The organism is Streptomyces sp. NPDC048353, assembly GCF_055587165.1.
In genome coordinates, this window is the sequence record NZ_JBVJGU010000005.1 from 23,177 (window position 1) to 41,037 (window position 17,861).

Here is a 17,861-nt window from a genome sequence, read left to right on the forward strand (position 1 = left end):
CCGTCCCCGTCGGGCGGACCCCGCCCCGTCGCCCCCCCCTGCGCCCCTTACGGGTACCGCTACAGGTTCCGCTCGGCGTAGATCTCCATCGCGTCGCGGACGAGGACCGCCGTGCCCTCGCCGTGCTTGTCGTAGTGGACGGTGAAGCGCGGGTCGTCGACGTACATCCGGCCCAGGCCGATCACGTACTCCTTCGCCGGCGTCGTGGTGTGCGACAGCCACTCGACCTGCCGCCGCGCCAGCTCCTGCACCGCGTCGCTGTCGGCGGCGAGGCCGTCCCGGGCCGCCTGCCCGAAGTCGCGGGCGATGCCTGCCTGTTCGTCCAGGAACGCCTGCCTCCCCTCGGCGCTCAGCGAGCGCCACCAGCGGTCGCCCTTCTCGTACGCCTCGCGGCCCCAGCGTTCGCCGACCTCCGCCTCGTACTGGGTGTGATCGAACCCGTCGAACACTTCCTCGGCCATGAGTTCTTCTCCGTTCTCGGTCTTGTGGAGAGTGGTCCGCACCGAGGCGATCTGCCGCCCGATGCGTTCTCGCTCCTGCTCCAGCAGGGCGAGATGGGTCCGCAGGGCCGCGGACGTGTCCCGCTGCCCTTCGAGGACCTCGGCGATGGCGGGGAGCGAGAGCCCCAGCTCGCGCAGCAGCAGAATGCGCTGCAGCCGCACGAGCGCCGCCTGGTCGTAGTACCGGTAACCGTTGGCGCCGATCCGGCTGGGCTCCAGCAGTCCGCGCTCGCCGTAGTGCCTGAGCGTGCGGCTGGTGGTGCCGGCCTTCCTGGCGATCTCTTGGATCGACCACTCCATGCCGAGAACGCTAAATCTTGACGCTGCGTAAAGGTCAAGCGGGAAAAGTCGCGACGGCCCGCGAAGGGAAAGAGGGGGGAGGACCACGACGAAGGCCCGGATCCAGTGACTGGATCCGGGCCTTCGTTGCTACTGAGTAGCGGGGACAGGATTTGAACCTGCGACCTCTGGGTTATGAGCCCAGCGAGCTACCGAGCTGCTCCACCCCGCGTCGGTGAATATGACCTTACGGCATGGGTGGCGGATCCGGAAATCCGTTTCCTCAGCAGCCGCAGTCCTCGGCGTCGACGGGGGCGGTCAGCGGGTCCGCGTCCTTCTTCCCGGCGCCCTCCCAGGTCTCGTACGCGAAGCCCTCGCGCACCCAGTACTCGAAACCGCCGAGCATCTCCTTGACCTGGTAGCCCAGCTCGGCGAGGGCGAGCGCCGCGCGGGTGGCGCCGTTGCAGCCGGGGCCCCAGCAGTACGTGACGACCGGGACGGACACGTCGAGCAGGCGGCCGGCCTGCTCGGGGACGAGGGCGGTCGGCAGGTGGACCGCGCCGGGGATGTGGCCCTGGTCCCAGGAGGCGGTGGAGCGCGAGTCGACGACCACGAAGCCGGGGTCACCGCCGGCGGCGAGCGCGGCGGCGACATCGGAGACGTCGGCGTGGAAGGCGAGGGAGGCGCCGAAGTAGGCGGCCGCGGCGGCGGGAGAGGCCGGCGGCGTGCGAAGAACCGAATTGACCTGCGTCGTTGTCGTCATACGTGAAAAACTACGGCCGAAGATCAACGGGCTGAAGTGGCGATTCCCGGGAGCGGCGGCGATCCGCCGGGGAAATCGGGGCGTTCACCGGAGGACGGCGGGGATCTCACGCAGCGGGACGCAGCGGGACGCGAAGGGGCGGCCGGGGCGCCTCCCCCCGGGGCGGGCGAAGGCCCCAGGACGGCGCGAAGGGGCCCGGGGCACCGTGCCGCACCTCAGGGGCCCGACGAGGGAGGGACACCGGTGGACGACGACGCACTCCTCGCAGCGGCCGGGCGATTCGAGGCCGACCGCGCCCATCTGCGGGCGGTCGCGTACCGCATGCTCGGGTCGCTGAGCGAGGCGGAGGACGCGGTCCAGGAGACGTGGTTCAAGCTCCACCGCACCGACACCACCGGGGTGGAGAACCTCAGCGGCTGGCTGACCACCGTCGTGGGCCGGGTCTGCCTCGACATGCTGCGCGCACGCGCCTCGCGCCGCGAGGACCCGCTGGAGTACCACGTCCCCGACCCGGTCGTCGGACGGGCCGAGGGCGGGCCCACCGACCCGGAGCAGGCGGCGCTGCTCGCCGACTCGGTGGGGCTGGCCCTGCTGGTGGTCCTGGACACGCTGGCCCCGGCCGAGCGGCTGGCGTTCGTCCTGCACGACATGTTCGCGGTGTCCTTCGACGAGATCGCCCCGATCGTGGACCGCACCCCGGCCGCCACCCGGCAGCTCGCCAGCCGCGCCCGCCGCCGGGTCCGGTCTGCGACTCCGGCGCCGGGCCCTGACCCGGCGCGGCAGCGCGAGGTCGTCGACGCGTTCCTCGCGGCCTCCGCCGACGGCGACTTCGAGGGCCTGCTCGCGGTCCTCGACCCGGACGTGGTCCTGCGCGCGGACGGCGGCACGCTCCGCGCGGCGGCCTCGAAGCTCGTCCGGGGCGCGGCGGCGGTCGTCGACCAGGCCCTCACCTTCTCCCGCTTCCGCCACGCGGCCCGGCCGGTCCTCGTCAACGGCGCCGCCGGCGTCGTCTCGCTGGCGGACGGCCGCCCGCAGGCGCTCATGGCGTTCACCGTCGCTGACGACCGGATCGTGGAGATCCACATCCTGGCGGACCCGGCGCGTCTGGAACGTCTGGACCTCGGGGAGGCCTGACGGCCCGGCGCCCGCGGACGGGGACTCAGCCGCCCCCTAGGGCTTTGCCCCTACCCCACCCTCGCGAGGAAGCCGAGCACCCGTTCGAGGAGCAGTGCCGTCGCCTTCTCCTCATACGACGGAAGGCTGCTGTCCGCGAACAGATGACGGTCGCCGGGATAGAGGAACAGCTCCGCGTCCTCGGCGCCCGCCACCAGGGCGCGGGCGGCGTCGAGGTCCCCCTCGGCGACGAACACCTCGTCCGCGTCCATGCCGTGCACCTGGACGGGTACGCCGTCGGGCCAGCCCGCCCCGAACTCGGTGACGGGCACGCAGGCGTCGAACAGCAGGGCTCCGGCCGCGCCGGGCCGGGTCTGGGCCAGCTTCTGGGCGGGCAGCACCCCGAGCGAGAACCCGGCGTACACCACCGCGTCGGGCATCCCCTCGGCGGCGCGCACCCCGCGCTCCAGGATCTCCCCGAAGCCGATCTCCTGGGCGTAGCCGATCCCGGCCTCCAGGCTGTCGAACGTCCGCCCGTCGTACGCATCCGGCACCCGCACCCGGTGCCCGGCCCGCCGCAGCTCCTCGGCGAAGGCGCGGACGCCCTCGGTCAGACCCTGCGCATGGTGGAACAACAACACCTCGGCCACTCGCCACACTCCTCCCGCCCCGGGCCCCACGGCCCGGGCACCCCGATTCTCTCCCCCTCGGCCGCGAATCGTCCGTCCCGGGGGCCGCCGAATCGGCAGTACGGCCGGGGGACTTGGCGTCCGTCCTCGGTACGGGGGCAGGCGGGGCTTCCGTGTGCGGGCGGCCGGCGTCCCCGCCGACCGCCCGCACACGACAGCGGCCCCGGGTCAGATGTCCCTGACCCGGGGCCGATCGGTAGGCCGTGTGGGACTCGAACCCACAACCAACGGATTAAAAGTCCGCTGCTCTGCCAATTGAGCTAACGGCCCTCACCACAAGGGCACCCCCGCAGCATAGCCGGATCACGCCCCGCAGCCGATCGGGTATCGGTACGGGCGGGTCCCGGCCCACCGGAGTGGGTCGGGACCCGGGGTGTCAGCCCGTGTAGTAGCCGGCGACGTCGGCGATCAGGTTCACCGAGCCGGCGTGGTTGTAGAAGGACACCTTGCCGTCCACCACCGGCACGACGACCAGGTTGGGAACCGTCTGGCCCGCCGTGAAGTTGAGGTTCGTCGCGCTGGTGCGCGGGGTGCCCGAGGGGTGGACGGAGACGTAGCTCGTCGCCGTCGCGCCGGTGGCCGTCACGTTGAGCACGACCGCGGAGACGCCGGGTTCGGTGATGGCCAGCGTCACCGTCCGGCCGGGGCCCACCGGCTCCTGGGGGACGCCCAGGCCGCTGCGGGTGTCCATCAGGCGCGTCGGGGTCACCGGGCGGTACTCGGATCCGGCGCCGCCCGGGAGGTAGTAGCCGGCGACGTCGGCCAGCAGGTCCACCGAACCGGCGTGGTTGTAGAACGACACCTTGCCGTCCACCACCGGCACGACCACCAGGTTCGGCACCGTCTGCCCCGCCGTGAAGTTGAGGTTCGACGCGCTCGTGCGCTGCGTACCCGACGGGTACACCGACACGAACCCGGCGGAGGTCGGACCGGTCGCCGTCACGTTCAGGACGACGGCGCTGACGCCCGGCCGGGCGATCGGGAGCGTCACCGTCCCGCCCGGGCCGACCTTCGCCTTGGGCACGCCGAGGCCGGACCGGGTGTCCATCAGACGGGTCGGCGTCACCGGTTCGTACGTGCTGCCGGTGCCGTCGCCCGTGGAGTAGCCCGCGACGTCGGCCAGCAGGTCCACCGAACCGGCGTGGTTGTAGAACGACACCTTGCCGTCCACCACGGGCACGACCACCAGGTTCGGCACCGTCTGACCGGCCGTGAAGTTGAGGTTCGACGCGCTCGTGCGCTGCGTACCCGACGGGTACACCGACACGAACCCGGCGGAGGTCGGACCGGTCGCCGTCACGTTCAGGACGACGGCCGTGACCCCGGTCGCCGGCACCCCGCCGACGCCCGCCACCCGCAGCGTCACCGTCCCGGCCGGGCCGACCTTGGCCTTCGGGACGCCCAGTCCGCTGCGGGTGTCCATCAGCCGGGTGGGCGTGACCGGCTTGTACGTGCCGTACGCGGAGGCCAGGCCCCCGCTCACCAGCAGCGCGCCGCGCCGCTCCAGCCGCGGCCCGGCGCCGTCGGCGGGCTCCGCCGTCATCGTCCAGGTGTACGCGCCGTTCGTGACGGGCTTCCCGTCGGCGTCCTTGCCGTCCCAGTCGGCGGCGACCACCCCGCGCGCCTCCCCGCCGGTCAGCGTCCGCACGACGGTGCCGGTGGCCTTGTGCGTCAGCGTCAGGGCCCAGGAGGCGGCGGGCTTGGACACCCACCAGCGGGGCTTCCAGGAGCCGGGGGCGGTGGGCGGGACGTCGGCGTCGAGTGCGGCGAGCCCGGGGGCCTCCGCCCCGGCCGGGACGACCCGGACCGCCTCGTCGGCGTCGACGTACGCGACGGGCCCGCCGAAGCGGTCCACGGTCCAGTCACGGCCGGGGGCACCGCCCTTGGGGGTGCCGATCAGGCGGGAGCCCGCGGTGCCGCGCACGTCGGTGGTGTGCAGCTGCCCGTCCTTCAGCCAGGCGACGTAGCCGTCGGAGAGGAGGGCGGCCGTGTGGGCGGGCAGCGGTACGGACGTCCGGGAGGCGGTGTCGTACACCGCGGACTCGCCGGTGGCGCACCGCCAGTACAGGAACGTTCCGGCGGCCTGGAGCCCCGGCGTACGGCAGTCGGCGGGCAGGGCGGCGGTGCCGGCGGACCGGCCCGTCGACACGTCCACGGCGCGCACCTCGGCGGTGCCGCCCTGCTGCTTCCACAGGGTGCTGCCCGAGAGGGCGAACGGCGTGCCTCCGGTCTCGGTCCGGACGTTCTTCCCCGTCTCCACGTCGTAGACCCGCAGTCGGTCGTCCGTGCTGCGGGCGGCGGCGTACCGGCCGGAGACCCGCAGGGAGTCCGGCGACGCGGCGATCGGCTGCTCGGTGGTGACGGTACGGGCGGGCAGCGAGCCGCCCGCGTCGATCACGCCGAGCCTCTTGCCGTCCTTCGTGCGGAAGACGACCCGGCCGTCACCGGTGGCGAAGGTCTCCGGGCAGTCGGCCGCCGTGAGGCAGCCGCCGGGGAACTGGGCGGCGTCGGCGCCCCTTTCGGTGCGTACGCCGGCCCGCGGGGTCCCGGCGACCGTGAGGTCGGTGGAGCGCAGCAGGGCCTCGGGGCCGTCGAGGAGGGGCACCCGGTCGACCGTGGTCAGCCGGCCCTGCGCCAGGGAGAGCCCGGCGACGGAGCCGCGGGCGGGCGGTGCGTCGAGGAGCTTCCCGGTGACGAGTCCGCCGTCGGCGCCGGGCCGGACCGTGTAGACGCCCGGCCCGGTCTCCCCGCCCGTCCCACGGGCCGTCGCGGCCCCGACGAGCAGGGTGCCGTCGGCCTTGTACCGCGGCATGGCGGTGGCCCGCTCGAAGAGGGTCCGCTCCGGGCCGCCGTCGAAGGGCACCGCGACGACGCGCCACATGAGGTCGGCGTAGGGGGTGACCTCTTTCGCGGAGAGGGGCCGTGCGATGAGGACATGGTCGCCGACGGTGCCGAGCAGACTGGCGCGCTTGTCGTAGGGGACGGTGAGTTCCCGTACCGGTTTCTGCAGGTCGGTCGTCTTGTGGTTCCAGACCGTCAGCCGGCCGTCCTCGTGCCACTGGGTCACGGTGTCGCCGTTCGACGCGGTGTCGTACGGCAGGTCCGCGAGCCGGGTCCGGGTGGTGGTGCCCGAGACGTCGACGCGCTGGATGTCGGTGTACCGCCAGTCGTCCAGCAAGGTGCCGTAGGTCGTGGTGAGGTAGAAGCCGTCCCGGTCCCAGGCGAGGAGGTCCGTGGAGTCCGCCCCGGCCACCGGGACGGTGCGGCTGCTGATCCGGCCGTCCTGCCAGGTGTGGACGGTCCAGCGCGTCGGCTTCGGACCGTCGGCCTCGGTGACGACGGCGTCGCCGATCACCAGCCGGAGGGATTCCCCGGCGGGCACCGGGAAGGTCCGTTCGCCGCCGTCCCGCATGTCGCGCAGCAGGACGCTACGGCCGTCGCCGACGAAGGCGAGGGTGTCGGAGTCGGTGCCGTAGACGGTGGTGTAGCCGGCCGGCACGGGGACGGGCTCGGTGGCCTTGTCCGCGTACGAGGTCCAGTGGTACCCGGTCTTGACCGTGCCGGTCAGATAGCCGGTCTCGCCCGCCTGTTGGAGTACGGCCGCGGTGGGATCGCCCTCCACGGCGGCCGGGATGGTCAGCCCGGGTTCCGGTGCTTCGGCCGCGACGGCCGTGGTGACGGGTGCGAGCCCCGCCGTGATGCCGGCGACGGTGACGGCCGCGACAGCGGCGCGTGCCAGTACGAGACGTCTCAAGATCAGCTTCTCCCCGAAACAGCTGGTCGGCGCAGCGGAAAGGCGGCGGAACGCGGCACGCCCCTGCGCGAATGGCTCGACCTTAACAAGATGAAACGATCAACCGGCATTCTTTTAAACGAGTTCAAAAAAGAGGAAGGCCCCCTTCCCTCCGCAGTGCGGAGGGAAGGGGGCCTTCACCCGGTGACTGGATCAGCCGTTGCGCTTCCAGCGCGGCTTGTCGTCGCGGCGGCCGAAGGAGCCGGTGCTCGGGCCGGTGCCGCGGTGGTCGCCGCCGCGGTCGTCACGACGGCCGTGCGGGCGGTCGCCGCCCGAGCGGAAGCCGCCGGCGGGGCGGTCGTCGCGGCGGTCGCGGTTGAACGGGCGGTCGCTGCCACGGTGGCCGCCCGAGGGGCGGTCGTCGCGGCGCTCGAAGGAACGGCCGCCGCGGTCGTCGCGGTTGAAGCCGCCCGACGGACGGTCGTCACGGCGGAAGCCACCGGACGGACGGTCGTTGTCACGGCGGAAGCCGCCCGAGGGACGGTCGTTGTCGCGACGGAAGCCGCCCGAGGGACGGTCGTTGTCACGGCGGAAGCCGCCACGGTCACCACCGCGGTCGTCACGACGGTCGTCGCGGCGCTCGAAGGAACGGCCGCCGCGGTCGTCGCGATTGAAGCCGCCCGACGGACGGTCGTCACGGCGGAAGCCACCGGACGGACGGTCGTTGTCACGGCGGAAGCCACCGGACGGACGGTCGTTGTCGCGACGGAAGCCGCCCGAGGGACGGTCGTTGTCACGGCGGAAGCCGCCACGGTCGCCACCGCGGTCGTCACGACGGTCGTCGCGACGGAAGCCGCCACGGTCGCCACCGCGGTCGCCGCCACGGTCACGGCGCTCGTAGTTGCCCCGCTCGTCGCGGAACGCCGGGCGCTCCTCGCGACGCTCCTCGCGGCGCTCCTCGGCGACCTGAGCGGCCGCCACCGCGGCGACCTCGGCCTCGGCGGCCTCCGTCACCTCGGCCACGGCGGCCTCCGGGTCCTCGCCCCGCTCGCGCGCGGAACGGGCGACCAGGCGGTCGGCCTCCTCGCGGAGCTCGGCGGCCCGGCGCGTCAGACGCTCCAGCTGCGCGGTGAGCTCGGCGACCTCGCGCTCGGCCTGCTTGGCGGCGTTGTTCGCCGAGTCGGCCTGGACCTCGGTCAGCGAACGGGCGCCGGTGATCTCGGCGACCTCCGGGTCGAAGGCGCCGGCGCTCTGGATGATGTGGCGCGAGGCGTCGACGCCCGCGTCCTCCATCAGCCGGAAGATCTGGCGACGCTGGTGCGGCAGGGACAGCGACACGACGACGCCGGACTTGCCGGCACGGGCGGTACGGCCCGAGCGGTGCAGGTAGTCCTTGTGGTCGCCGGCCGGGTCCACGTTCAGGACCAGGTCGATGCCGTCGACGTGGATGCCGCGGGCGGCCACGTCGGTGGCGACGAGCGCGTTGACGTAGCCCTTCTTGAAGTCCTCGAGGACTCGGGTACGCGCGCCCTGGGTCATGCCGCCGTGCAGCGCGTCGGCCTTCACGCCCGACTCGCACAGCTGCTCGGCGATGCGGTCCGCGCCCAGCTGGGTGCGGACGAAGATGATCGTGCGGCCGTCGCGGGCGGCGATGGCGGCCGTGACCGGCGCCTTGTCCTTCGGCTTCACGACCAGGACGTGGTGGGTCATCGTCGAGACGTTGCCCTGCGCGCTGTCGACCTCGTGCGTGACGGGGTTCGTCAGGTAGCGCTTGACCAGGGTGCTGATCTCGTTCTCCATGGTGGCGGAGAAGAGCATGCGCTGGCCGCCGCCGGGGATCTGGTCGAGCAGCTCGGTGACCTCGGGCAGGAAGCCCAGGTCGGACATCTGGTCGGCCTCGTCGAGCACGGCGACCTGGACGTTGGCGAGCGAGCAGGCGCCGCGGTTGATGAGGTCACGCAGGCGGCCCGGGGTGGCGACGAGGACGTCGACGCCGCGCTCCAGGGCGTAGATCTGGTTGCTCATCGACGTACCGCCGCAGACGACCTTCATCTTCAGGCCGAGCACGTCGCCGTACGGCTGGAGCGCGTCCGCGACCTGCATCGCGAGCTCACGCGTCGGCGTGAGGATGATCGCGCGGGGCTTCTTCTTCTCGGTGTGGCCGCCGGCCAGCTGCGCCAGGGTCGGCAGACCGAAGGAGAGGGTCTTGCCGGAGCCGGTGCGGCCGCGGCCGAGGATGTCCTTGCCGGCCAGGGCGTCCGGGATGGTCGCCGCCTGGATCGGGAAGGGGCTGGTCACACCGTTCTGGGCGAGCTTGCGCACGACGCCCTCGGGCAGGCCGAGGTCGGCGAACGTGACGGTGGGCTCGGAGGACTCGGCCTCGGTGGACTCGGTCTCGAGGGACTCGAGCTCGGCCTCGGTCACGACGGTGTCGGCGGCCTCGAGGACCTCGACGATCTCGTCGTTCTCGGGCATGACGGCGTGGTCAGAACTGAAAATGGACATGCGAAATGCGAAACCTTCCGGAGTCTCGGCACGCGCCCGTCAACTCCGTGAATTCGCAAATCGACCGCCTCAATGCGGTCAGCCACGGCTAGGGAGAGTACGCGCCACACGGCGCTCTTCTGTTTCGGCGCCGGGCAATGGGATCAAACGATCTATAACCATACGCACCCTCCCCGCCTCAATGCAAACCGGGGTCCGTCACACCGGCCCGACCTGCGGCGATGCCTCCGGTTCCCTCGGTCCGCCGGGCGCGTCCGCGGCCCGCATGGCACCCATGTGGGTGTCCGCCCCGGGCGTCGAGGTCGGCGGATCCGTCGGTTCCGCCGTCGGCTCGGGAGTGGGCTCCGTGGTCGGCTGCGGCTCCTGCGTCTCGGACGCCGAGGGGTCGACCGGGGGCGGGGTCTCCTCACCGGGCGCGCTCGGCCCACCGGCACCACCGGCCCCGCCCGCACCACCCGCACCACCGGGCTCCTGGGTCGGCTGCGGCTTCCCGCCCGGCCCCGCGGGCGCCCCCGCCGGAGGCCTGCCCGACGCCGACGGCGAACCGCTCGGCACCGGCGACTCCTCGCCCGCGCCGTCCGCGTCCGGCCCGCCCCCGCCCGACTCCGCGTGCGCCTCCCCGCCGCGCCCGCCCGACCCGCCGGCACCGGCGTCCGCCTCGGCCGCCACGCCCTGCTTCCCCGCGGACTTGCCGGGCGCCGGCTTCGCGCCCTCGTCACCGACACTCATACAGCCGCTCAGACCGGCGCAGGCGGCGACCGCCAACGCGGTGGCGGCCCATCTCACACGGGTGGGCAAATGGCGCACGGACGGCACCTCCAGGACACAACGGGCAGGACAGGCAGGACGGGGAAAGCGTTTCGCTGCCCAACTCCCTCCGCGCCACAAGGGACACGCCCCCGACCGCCCCGGCCCGTCCGGACACGGCACCGCCCCCGGAGACCGGCCGAGACCGGCCGAGACCGCTGAAGATCGGCGAGGATCGGCGCATCCGCCGAAACCACTTCCGCCGGACAGCCCGCGACCGGCCCCCCGTCACCGACAATGGACGGTGTGCTGGAGATGACGCGCGACACGTTCGAAGAACTGGTGGCCCAGGCCCTGGACACGATCCCGCCGGAGCTCACGCGGGTCATGGACAACGTGGCCGTGTTCGTCGAGGACGAACCCGACCCGTCCGACCCCGAGCTCCTCGGGCTCTACGAAGGAACGCCCCTCACCGAACGCGGGGAGTGGTACGCCGGCGTCCTGCCGGACCGCATCTCCATCTACATGGGCCCCACCCTGCGCTACTGCGCGACCCAGGAGGACGTGGTCCACGAGGTCGCGGTGACCGTCGTCCACGAGATCGCCCACCACTTCGGCATCGACGACGAACGCCTCCACGCCCTCGGCTGGGGCTGACCCGGAACCGGCCGCCCGACCGGCCGGAGCCCCGCCGGGAAACCGTTTTGGCGATAGCCGCCGCCATCCCATATGCTTCTCACGTCCCCGACGCGCTGCGAAGCGCCCAGGTGGGCCCTTAGCCCTCATCGTCTAGTGGCCCAGGACGCCGCCCTTTCAAGGCGGTAGCACGGGTTCGAATCCCGTTGGGGGCACGCAACAACGTGTGCGAGACTTGTTCTCGCACATTGCAAGGTCCTGTGGAGCAGTTGGTTAGCTCGCCACCCTGTCAAGGTGGAGGTCGCGGGTTCAAGTCCCGTCAGGATCGCTGAGGCTGGAAACGGCCTCGTGGCTGGGTAGCTCAGTTGGTACGAGCGATCGCCTGAAAAGCGATAGGTCGCCGGTTCGACCCCGGCCCCAGCCACCAGAGAAGGCCCCGTTCGAGAGAACGGGGCCTTTCGCGTGTCCGGACACCCCTCCCGTACGTCCCGTACGTACGGACTAGAGAGCGCGCCCGGCCCCGTGCGGACCGGGCGCGCCCCGCGTGCGTCAGGCCTCCTCGCGCTCCCCCTCGCGCGCCGCCCCGCGCCGGCCCCGGACCGCGAGCGCGACCGCCGCCGCCGCCGCGACGACCGCCGCCAGCAGCGCCCAGTCCGGCACCGCCCGGCCCACCGCCGCCACCCGCTCCTCCACCGCGAACGAGTCGTCCACCGACAGCAGCCCCGGCAGGGCCGTCGTGCCGTCGAACACCAGGAAGAGCGTGCCGAGGAGCACGAAGAACAGCCCCGACAGCAGCGACGTCGAGTGCGTCTCGAACCGCCCCAGCCGGACCGGTCGGCCGCGCAGCCAGCGCCTGCGGCCCAGCTCGTACCGCTCCCAGCACAGCGCGAGCAGGAACAGCGGCACCGCCATGCCCAGCGCGTACACCGCGAGCAGCAGCCCGCCGTAGGCCGGACTGCCGCTCAGCGCCGCCACCGTCAGGACGCTGCCGAGGATCGGGCCCGCGCAGAACCCGGCGAGGCCGTAGACCAGGCCGAGGGCGTAGACGGAGACCGCCGTCATCGGGCGGATCCGGCCGCTCACCTCGGCGAGACGGCGGGAGGCGAAGCCCATGCCGAGGAGCTGCAGCACCCCGAGGGCGATGATCAGCCAGCCGCCGACGGCCACCAGCAGGTCCCGGTGGCCGTAGAAGAGCCGCCCGGCGAAGGAGCCGGCCGCGCCCAGCGGGACGAGGGTGGTGGCCAGCCCGGCGTAGAAGACACCCGTCCGGGCCAGCAGCCGCCGCGGCGAATCGATCGAGTACGCGAAGAAGGCCGGCAGCAGCAGGGCGCTGCACGGGCTCAGCAGGGCGAGGAGGCCCCCGAGGAGCGCCGCCAGATAGCCGATGTCGGAGGTCACTCCCCCGCCGCCCCGCGCTTGGCCTTCGCCGCCTTCGCGGCCGCGTCGACGGCGTCCGTGAAGGCCTCCATCGGCTGGGCGCCGGCGATCGGCCGCCCGTTGATCAGGAAGGACGGGGTCGAGGTCGCGCCGAGCGTGTACCCCTGCTCCTGGTCCTTGGTCACCGCCGCCCGGGCCGCCGCGCTGTCCGTGTCCCGGGTGAACCGCGTCAGGTCCGGGACGCCGGCCTCCTTCGCCAGGGCGGCGAGCCGGTCCGCGCCGAAGCCCTTCTCCTTCGCGCCCTCGGCGTAGGCGGCCCGGTGGAACTCCCAGAACCTGCCCTGCTGCCCGGCCGCCCACGAGGCGCGGGCCGCGGCCTCCGACTCCTCGCCGAAGATCGGGAAGTTCCGCCACTCGATGCGCAGAACGCCCTTCTCGACGTACTTCCGGATCAGCTCGGGCTCGGTGTCCCGGGCGAACTTGCCGCAGTACCCGCACTTGAAGTCGGCGTACTCGATCAGCACCACGGGCGCGTCGGGCCGGCCGAGGGCCAGCTTGTCGGCGGCGTCGCGCCGGGCGTACGCCTCCAGCTCCGGGTAGACGCCCGCGCTCGGGTCGGCGGAGACCTCCGCGACCGACGAGGCGCCGCCGGATCCGGGCGACGAGGGCTTGGTCGCGGTGTACGAGACGACCCCGAGCAGGGCCGCGGCGACCGCGACCCCGGAGACGATCAGGACCGGCGTGGTCCGGGACGAACGCCCCGACGACCCGGACCGGGACCGGGACTTGGACGTGGACCCGGGCTTGGACCCGGAGGTGGACTTCGACGTCGACTTCGACGAGGGAGGGGGCGTGGAGCCGGGCTCGGGCGTGGACTTGGGCATGCGGAAACGCTCCTGGACGGAAGTAGGACGGGCGGCGGAGGTGACCGGCCCGTCTAGACCCGCAGGATCGACAGCTCCATGGGCGACGGCGGTACGCGCTCCGGCGGTGCCGGCCCCGACGGGAGGTCCCGTATGTCCTGGTCCCCGCCCCAGGCCCCGTCGGTCTCCCGGGCGCGGGTCAGGGCGGGCAGCAGCTCGCCGAACCCGGACGGGCGCGGCGGGGTGCCCGGGCGGGCGGCGCCGTCGGCCGTGTGCCCCTGGTCGCAGCCGGGCACGGTGGCCCCGGCGCTCACGGCCACCACGGGACCGGCCGCGCTCCCGCCGCCCGGAACGGAGGCCGCGGCCGAAGCCACGTCCGGGCCCGGGGCCGTACCCCCGCCCGTCACCACCCCGGCCGCGCACAGCAGCAGCCCCAGCACGAGCACCGGCAGCACGGCGCACGCGGCCGACGCGCGAACGGTGCGGACCATGGGGGCCTCTCGGATCTCGGCTCGGGGGCGACGTGCCCGAAATATTACGGCCCGGCCGGTGACGGGCCCGCCCGCCCGGGGAACGTGCGGTCCCCGGGCCGCCCGCCCCGCCCGGGAAATCGGTTCGCCGGTTCTCGGCCACAGGTGCGATCCTGGAGGCCGTATGTCTACTTCCTTCGCCGCCCTCCAGTCCCTCCTGGCCGAGGTCTCGCTGCGGGACGCCCACCGGCTCGGCCGCCGCCTCGAGGGCGCCCGCCGCATCCGCAAGCCCGAGGCCCGCGAGGCCGTCCTGGACGAGATCGCCGCCGAGGCCGGCAAGGCCAAGGAGCGCGTCGACGGACGGGCCGCCCGCGTGCCCGCCGTCACCTACCCCGAACAGCTCCCGGTCTCGCAGAAGAAGGACGCGATCCTGGAGGCGATACGCGACCACCAGGTCGTGATCGTCGCCGGTGAGACGGGCTCCGGCAAGACCACGCAGATCCCGAAGATCTGTCTGGAACTGGGCCGGGGCGTGCGCGGGATGATCGGCCACACGCAGCCGCGCCGGATCGCCGCCCGCACGGTCGCCGAGCGGGTCGCGGAGGAGCTGAGGACGCCGCTGGGCGAGGCGGTCGGCTGGAAGGTCCGGTTCACCGACCAGGTGAACCCCGAGGCGACCTTCGTGAAGCTGATGACGGACGGCATCCTGCTCGCCGAGATCCAGACGGACCGCGAGCTGCGCGCCTACGACACGATCATCATCGACGAGGCCCACGAGCGGTCCCTCAACATCGACTTCCTGCTCGGCTATCTGGCCCAGCTGCTGCCCAAACGCCCCGACCTGAAGGTCGTGATCACCTCCGCGACCATCGACCCCGAGCGCTTCTCCCGTCACTTCGGCGACGCGCCGATCGTGGAGGTCAGCGGGCGGACGTATCCCGTCGAGGTCCGCTACCGCCCCCTCCTGGAGGAGGACTCCGAGGAGTCGGACCGGGACCAGATCACGGCGATCTGCGACGCCGTCGACGAACTCCAGGCCGAGGGGCCGGGGGACGTCCTCGTCTTCCTCTCCGGCGAGCGCGAGATCCGCGACACCGCCGACGCGCTGCTGAAGAAGCAGCTCCGCGGCACCGAGGTCCTCCCGCTCTACGCCCGCCTGAGCCACGCCGAGCAGCACCGCGTCTTCCAGGCCCACTCCGGCCGCCGGATCGTCCTCGCCACCAACGTCGCCGAGACCTCCCTGACCGTCCCCGGCATCAAGTACGTGATCGACCCGGGCACCGCCCGCATCTCGCGCTACTCCCACCGCACCAAGGTCCAGCGGCTGCCGATCGAGCCGGTCAGCCAGGCCAGCGCCAACCAGCGCAAGGGCCGCTGCGGCCGTACGTCCGACGGCATCTGCATCCGGCTCTACAGCGAGGACGACTTCCTGTCCCGCCCGGAGTTCACGGACGCCGAGATCCTGCGTACGAACCTGGCGTCCGTCATCCTGCAGATGACCGCGGCCGGCCTCGGCGAGATCGAGAAGTTCCCCTTCATCGACCCGCCGGACCACCGCAACATCCGCGACGGCGTGCAGCTCCTCCAGGAGCTGGGCGCGATCGACCCGGCGGAGAAGGATCCGAAGAAGCGGCTGACGCCATCGGGCCGCAAGCTCTCCCAGCTCCCCGTCGACCCCCGCCTGGCCCGGATGGTCCTGGAGGCCGAGAGGAACGGCTGCGCCCGCGAGGTCATGGTGATCGCGGCCGCGCTCTCCATCCAGGACCCGCGCGAGCGCCCGGCCGAGAAGCAGGCCCAGGCCGACCAGCAGCACGCCCGCTTCAAGGACGAGACCAGCGACTTCCTGGCCTACCTCAACCTCTGGCGGTACGTCCGCGAGCAGCAGAAGGAGCGCGGCTCCAGCTCCTTCCGCCGGATGTGCAAGCAGGAGTACCTCAACTTCCTGCGCATCCGCGAGTGGCAGGACATCTACGCCCAGCTCCGCACGGTCGCCAAGCAGATGGGGATCCACCTCAACGAGGAGGACGCGCCCGAGCAGTCCGTGCACACCTCGCTCCTCGCGGGCCTGCTGTCCCACATCGGGATGAAGGACGTGAAGGAGGGCGCGAAGAACGAGTACCTGGGCGCCCGCAGCGCCAAGTTCGCGGTCTTCCCCGGTTCGGCGCTCTTCAAGAAGCCCCCGCGCTTCATCATGTCCGCGGAGCTGGTGGAGACCTCCCGCCTGTGGGCCCGGGTCAACGCGAAGATCGAACCGGAGTGGATCGAGCCGCTCGCCCAGCACCTGATCAAGAAGACGTACAGCGAACCGCACTGGGAGAAGGACCAGGCGGCCGTCATGGCGATCGAGAAGGTGACGCTCTACGGCGTGCCGATCGTCACCGACCGCAAGGTGAACTACGGCCGGATCGACCCCGAGGCGAGCCGCGACCTGTTCATCCGCAACGCCCTCGTCGAGGGCGACTGGCGCACGCACCACAAGTTCTTCTCCGACAACCGCCGGCTCCTCACCGAGGTCGAGGAGCTGGAACACCGGGCCCGGCGCCGGGACATCCTCGTCGACGACGAGACGCTGTTCGACTTCTACGACCAGCGGGTCCCCGCCCACGTGGTGTCCGGCGCGCACTTCGACTCCTGGTGGAAGCACAAGCGCCACGAGGAGCCGGAGTACCTCGACTTCGAGCGCGAGATGCTCATCAACGAGAAGGCCGCCGGGGTCACCAAGGACGACTATCCGGACTCCTGGCGGCAGGGGCCGCTGAAGTTCCGGGTGACGTACCAGTTCGAGCCGGGCGCGGACGCCGACGGCGTCACCGTCCACATCCCGCTCCAGGTCCTCAACCAGGTGACGGACGAGGGCTTCGACTGGCAGATCCCGGGCCTGCGGGCCGAGGTCGTCACGGAGCTGATCCGGTCCCTCCCGAAGCCGATCCGCCGCAACTACGTCCCGGCGCCGAACTTCGCGACCCGCTTCCTGGACACCGCCGTCCCCCGCCAGGAGCCGCTGGAGGTCACCCTCGCGCGGGAGCTGCAGCGGATGGTCGGCGTCCCCGTCACGGCGGAGGACTTCGACCTCACCCGGATCCCCGACCATCTGAAGATCACTTTCCGGATCGTCGACGAGCGGCGCCGCAAGCTGGCCGAGAGCAAGGACCTGGAGTCGCTCAAGCTCCAGCTGCGCCCGAAGGCCCGCCAGGCGCTCTCCAAGGCCGCCGCGGCGGCGACCGGCGGCCCGGACGGCTCCGGGCCGTCCCTGGAGCGCACGGGGCTCACGGACTGGACGATCGGGACGCTCACCCAGGTCTTCGAGACCCGGCGGGCCGGCCAGCCCGTCAAGGCGTACCCGGCGCTGGTGGACGAGGGCGCGACCGTCGCCGTACGCCTCTTCGACACCGAGGCCGAGCGGGCGCCCGCGATGTGGCGGGGCACGCGCCGGCTGATCCTGCTGAACATCCCGGTGAACCCGGCGAAGTTCGCCTCGGACAAGCTGACCAACCAGCAGAAGCTGGCCCTCTCCCGGAACCCGCACGGCTCGATCCAGGCCCTCTTCGAGGACTGCGCGACCGCGGCGGCCGACAAGCTGATCGCGGACCACGGCGGTCCGGCCTGGGACGAGGAGTCCTTCCGGAAGCTGTACGACAAGGTCCGCGCGGACCTCGTCGACACGACCGTACGGACGGTGGACCAGGTCCAGCAGATCCTGGCGGCCTGGCAGGCCTGCGAGCGGCGCCTGAAGGCGACGAACAGCCTCGCCCTGATGAAGAACCTGGCCGACGTGCGCGAGCAACTGGCGTGGCTGGTGCCGGCGGGCTTCGTCACCAAGACGGGCCTGCGGCGGCTGCCGGACCTGATGCGCTATCTGGTGGCGGTGGACCGGCGGCTCCAGCAGATGCCCACGGGCGTCCAGCGGGACACCACCCGCATGGAGAAGGTCCACGAGATGCAGGACGAGTACGCCTGGCTGCTCGAACAGCTCCCGCGGGGACGGCCGGCGCCGAAGGAGGTCACCGACATCCGCTGGATGATCGAGGAGCTCCGGGTCAGCTACTTCGCGCACGCCCTGGGGACGGCGTACCCCGTCTCCGACAAGCGGATCGTGAAGGCGATCGACGCGGCGGCGCCGTGACGGGACCCTCGCCCGGCGCCAGTTCGACCTGACCCTCTGACCTGCTGTACAGTCTCTCTCGCA

The 17,861-nt window shown here is 72.4% G+C and carries 12 protein-coding genes and 5 tRNA genes; 6 read left to right on the forward strand and 11 right to left on the reverse strand.

Features of this window, described 5'->3' with window-relative positions; translation table 11 throughout:
- Positions 1 to 59: 59 nt before the first annotated feature.
- The 3 genes from ACZ6RC_RS18680 to ACZ6RC_RS18690 form a co-directional block, all read right to left on the reverse strand.
- Positions 60 to 800 (reverse strand): MerR family transcriptional regulator, encoded by a 741-nt coding sequence (locus ACZ6RC_RS18680; RefSeq protein WP_391139718.1) that lies wholly within the window; start codon positions 798 to 800, stop codon positions 60 to 62.
- 137 nt (positions 801 to 937) lie between these two features.
- A tRNA-Met gene (locus ACZ6RC_RS18685) sits at positions 938 to 1,011 on the reverse strand.
- A gap of 51 nt (positions 1,012 to 1,062) precedes the next feature.
- Positions 1,063 to 1,542: a rhodanese-like domain-containing protein gene (locus tag ACZ6RC_RS18690; RefSeq protein WP_391139719.1), complete on the reverse strand. Its 480-nt coding sequence runs from the start codon at positions 1,540 to 1,542 to the stop codon at positions 1,063 to 1,065.
- A 243-nt stretch (positions 1,543 to 1,785) separates the two neighbouring features.
- Between ACZ6RC_RS18690 and sigJ the strand changes: the two genes are divergently transcribed.
- The gene (gene sigJ / locus ACZ6RC_RS18695; protein WP_469584445.1) at positions 1,786 to 2,676 is read left to right on the forward strand and encodes an RNA polymerase sigma factor SigJ; all 891 of its coding nucleotides are present in this window, start codon (positions 1,786 to 1,788) and stop codon (positions 2,674 to 2,676) included.
- A gap of 50 nt (positions 2,677 to 2,726) precedes the next feature.
- Here the strand turns inward: sigJ and ACZ6RC_RS18700 are convergent, their stop codons facing one another.
- From ACZ6RC_RS18700 to ACZ6RC_RS18720, 5 genes are all read right to left on the reverse strand, one after another.
- Positions 2,727 to 3,305: a dienelactone hydrolase family protein gene (locus ACZ6RC_RS18700; RefSeq protein ID WP_469584448.1), complete on the reverse strand. Its 579-nt coding sequence runs from the start codon at positions 3,303 to 3,305 to the stop codon at positions 2,727 to 2,729.
- 236 nt (positions 3,306 to 3,541) lie between these two features.
- Positions 3,542 to 3,614 (reverse strand) — tRNA-Lys (locus tag ACZ6RC_RS18705).
- Between the two features lie 106 nt (positions 3,615 to 3,720).
- Complete coding sequence (locus ACZ6RC_RS18710) at positions 3,721 to 7,098, reverse strand: FlgD immunoglobulin-like domain containing protein (RefSeq protein ID WP_469584451.1); 3,378 nt, start codon at positions 7,096 to 7,098, stop codon at positions 3,721 to 3,723.
- A gap of 192 nt (positions 7,099 to 7,290) precedes the next feature.
- On the reverse strand, positions 7,291 to 9,582 hold the full coding sequence (locus ACZ6RC_RS18715; protein WP_469584454.1) for a DEAD/DEAH box helicase: 2,292 nt from the start codon (positions 9,580 to 9,582) through the stop codon (positions 7,291 to 7,293).
- Between the two features lie 198 nt (positions 9,583 to 9,780).
- Positions 9,781 to 10,311 carry a hypothetical protein gene (locus ACZ6RC_RS18720; RefSeq protein ID WP_469584458.1) on the reverse strand — a complete coding sequence of 177 codons (531 nt, stop codon included), beginning with the start codon at positions 10,309 to 10,311 and terminating at the stop codon, positions 9,781 to 9,783.
- 324 nt (positions 10,312 to 10,635) lie between these two features.
- Here ACZ6RC_RS18720 and ACZ6RC_RS18725 point away from each other — a divergent pair, with 324 nt between their 5' ends.
- From ACZ6RC_RS18725 to ACZ6RC_RS18740, 4 genes are all read left to right on the forward strand, one after another.
- Positions 10,636 to 10,986, forward strand: coding sequence for a metallopeptidase family protein (locus ACZ6RC_RS18725; protein WP_391139726.1), 351 nt, complete (start codon positions 10,636 to 10,638; stop codon positions 10,984 to 10,986).
- Positions 10,987 to 11,107: 121 nt separating this feature from the next.
- A tRNA-Glu gene (locus ACZ6RC_RS18730) sits at positions 11,108 to 11,180 on the forward strand.
- 39 nt (positions 11,181 to 11,219) lie between these two features.
- Positions 11,220 to 11,293, forward strand: a tRNA-Asp gene (locus ACZ6RC_RS18735).
- A gap of 22 nt (positions 11,294 to 11,315) precedes the next feature.
- Positions 11,316 to 11,392: transfer RNA gene (locus tag ACZ6RC_RS18740), tRNA-Phe, on the forward strand.
- Positions 11,393 to 11,514: 122 nt separating this feature from the next.
- Here the strand turns inward: ACZ6RC_RS18740 and ACZ6RC_RS18745 are convergent.
- Genes ACZ6RC_RS18745 through ACZ6RC_RS18755 form a run of 3 tightly spaced genes read right to left on the reverse strand, consistent with a single transcriptional unit; the run spans position 11,515 to position 13,696 of the window.
- Complete coding sequence (locus ACZ6RC_RS18745) at positions 11,515 to 12,363, reverse strand: cytochrome c biogenesis CcdA family protein (RefSeq protein WP_469584462.1); 849 nt, start codon at positions 12,361 to 12,363, stop codon at positions 11,515 to 11,517.
- Entirely contained in the window at positions 12,360 to 13,226 is an 867-nt protein-coding gene (locus tag ACZ6RC_RS18750; RefSeq protein WP_469584465.1) for a DsbA family protein, read from the reverse strand. The genes ACZ6RC_RS18745 and ACZ6RC_RS18750 overlap by 4 nt, the downstream gene beginning before the upstream one ends.
- Before the next feature lie 53 nt (positions 13,227 to 13,279).
- On the reverse strand, positions 13,280 to 13,696 hold the full coding sequence (locus tag ACZ6RC_RS18755) for a hypothetical protein (RefSeq protein ID WP_469584468.1): 417 nt from the start codon (positions 13,694 to 13,696) through the stop codon (positions 13,280 to 13,282).
- Positions 13,697 to 13,859: 163 nt separating this feature from the next.
- Here ACZ6RC_RS18755 and hrpA point away from each other — a divergent pair, with 163 nt between their 5' ends.
- On the forward strand, positions 13,860 to 17,798 hold the full coding sequence (hrpA, locus tag ACZ6RC_RS18760; protein WP_469584471.1) for an ATP-dependent RNA helicase HrpA: 3,939 nt from the start codon (positions 13,860 to 13,862) through the stop codon (positions 17,796 to 17,798).
- Positions 17,799 to 17,861: the final 63 nt, after the last annotated feature.

Coding starts and splice junctions, on each gene's coding strand:
- ACZ6RC_RS18680 (WP_391139718.1), bottom strand. CDS start 800: ATGGAGTGGTCGATCCAAGAGATCGCCAGGAAGGCCGGCACCACCAGC.
- ACZ6RC_RS18750 (WP_469584465.1), bottom strand. CDS start 13,226: ATGCCCAAGTCCACGCCCGAGCCCGGCTCCACGCCCCCTCCCTCGTCG.
- ACZ6RC_RS18690 (WP_391139719.1), bottom strand. CDS start 1,542: ATGACGACAACGACGCAGGTCAATTCGGTTCTTCGCACGCCGCCGGCC.
- ACZ6RC_RS18720 (WP_469584458.1), bottom strand. CDS start 10,311: ATGAGTGTCGGTGACGAGGGCGCGAAGCCGGCGCCCGGCAAGTCCGCG.
- hrpA (WP_469584471.1), top strand. CDS start 13,860: ATGTCTACTTCCTTCGCCGCCCTCCAGTCCCTCCTGGCCGAGGTCTCG.
- ACZ6RC_RS18715 (WP_469584454.1), bottom strand. CDS start 9,582: ATGTCCATTTTCAGTTCTGACCACGCCGTCATGCCCGAGAACGACGAG.
- ACZ6RC_RS18755 (WP_469584468.1), bottom strand. CDS start 13,696: ATGGTCCGCACCGTTCGCGCGTCGGCCGCGTGCGCCGTGCTGCCGGTG.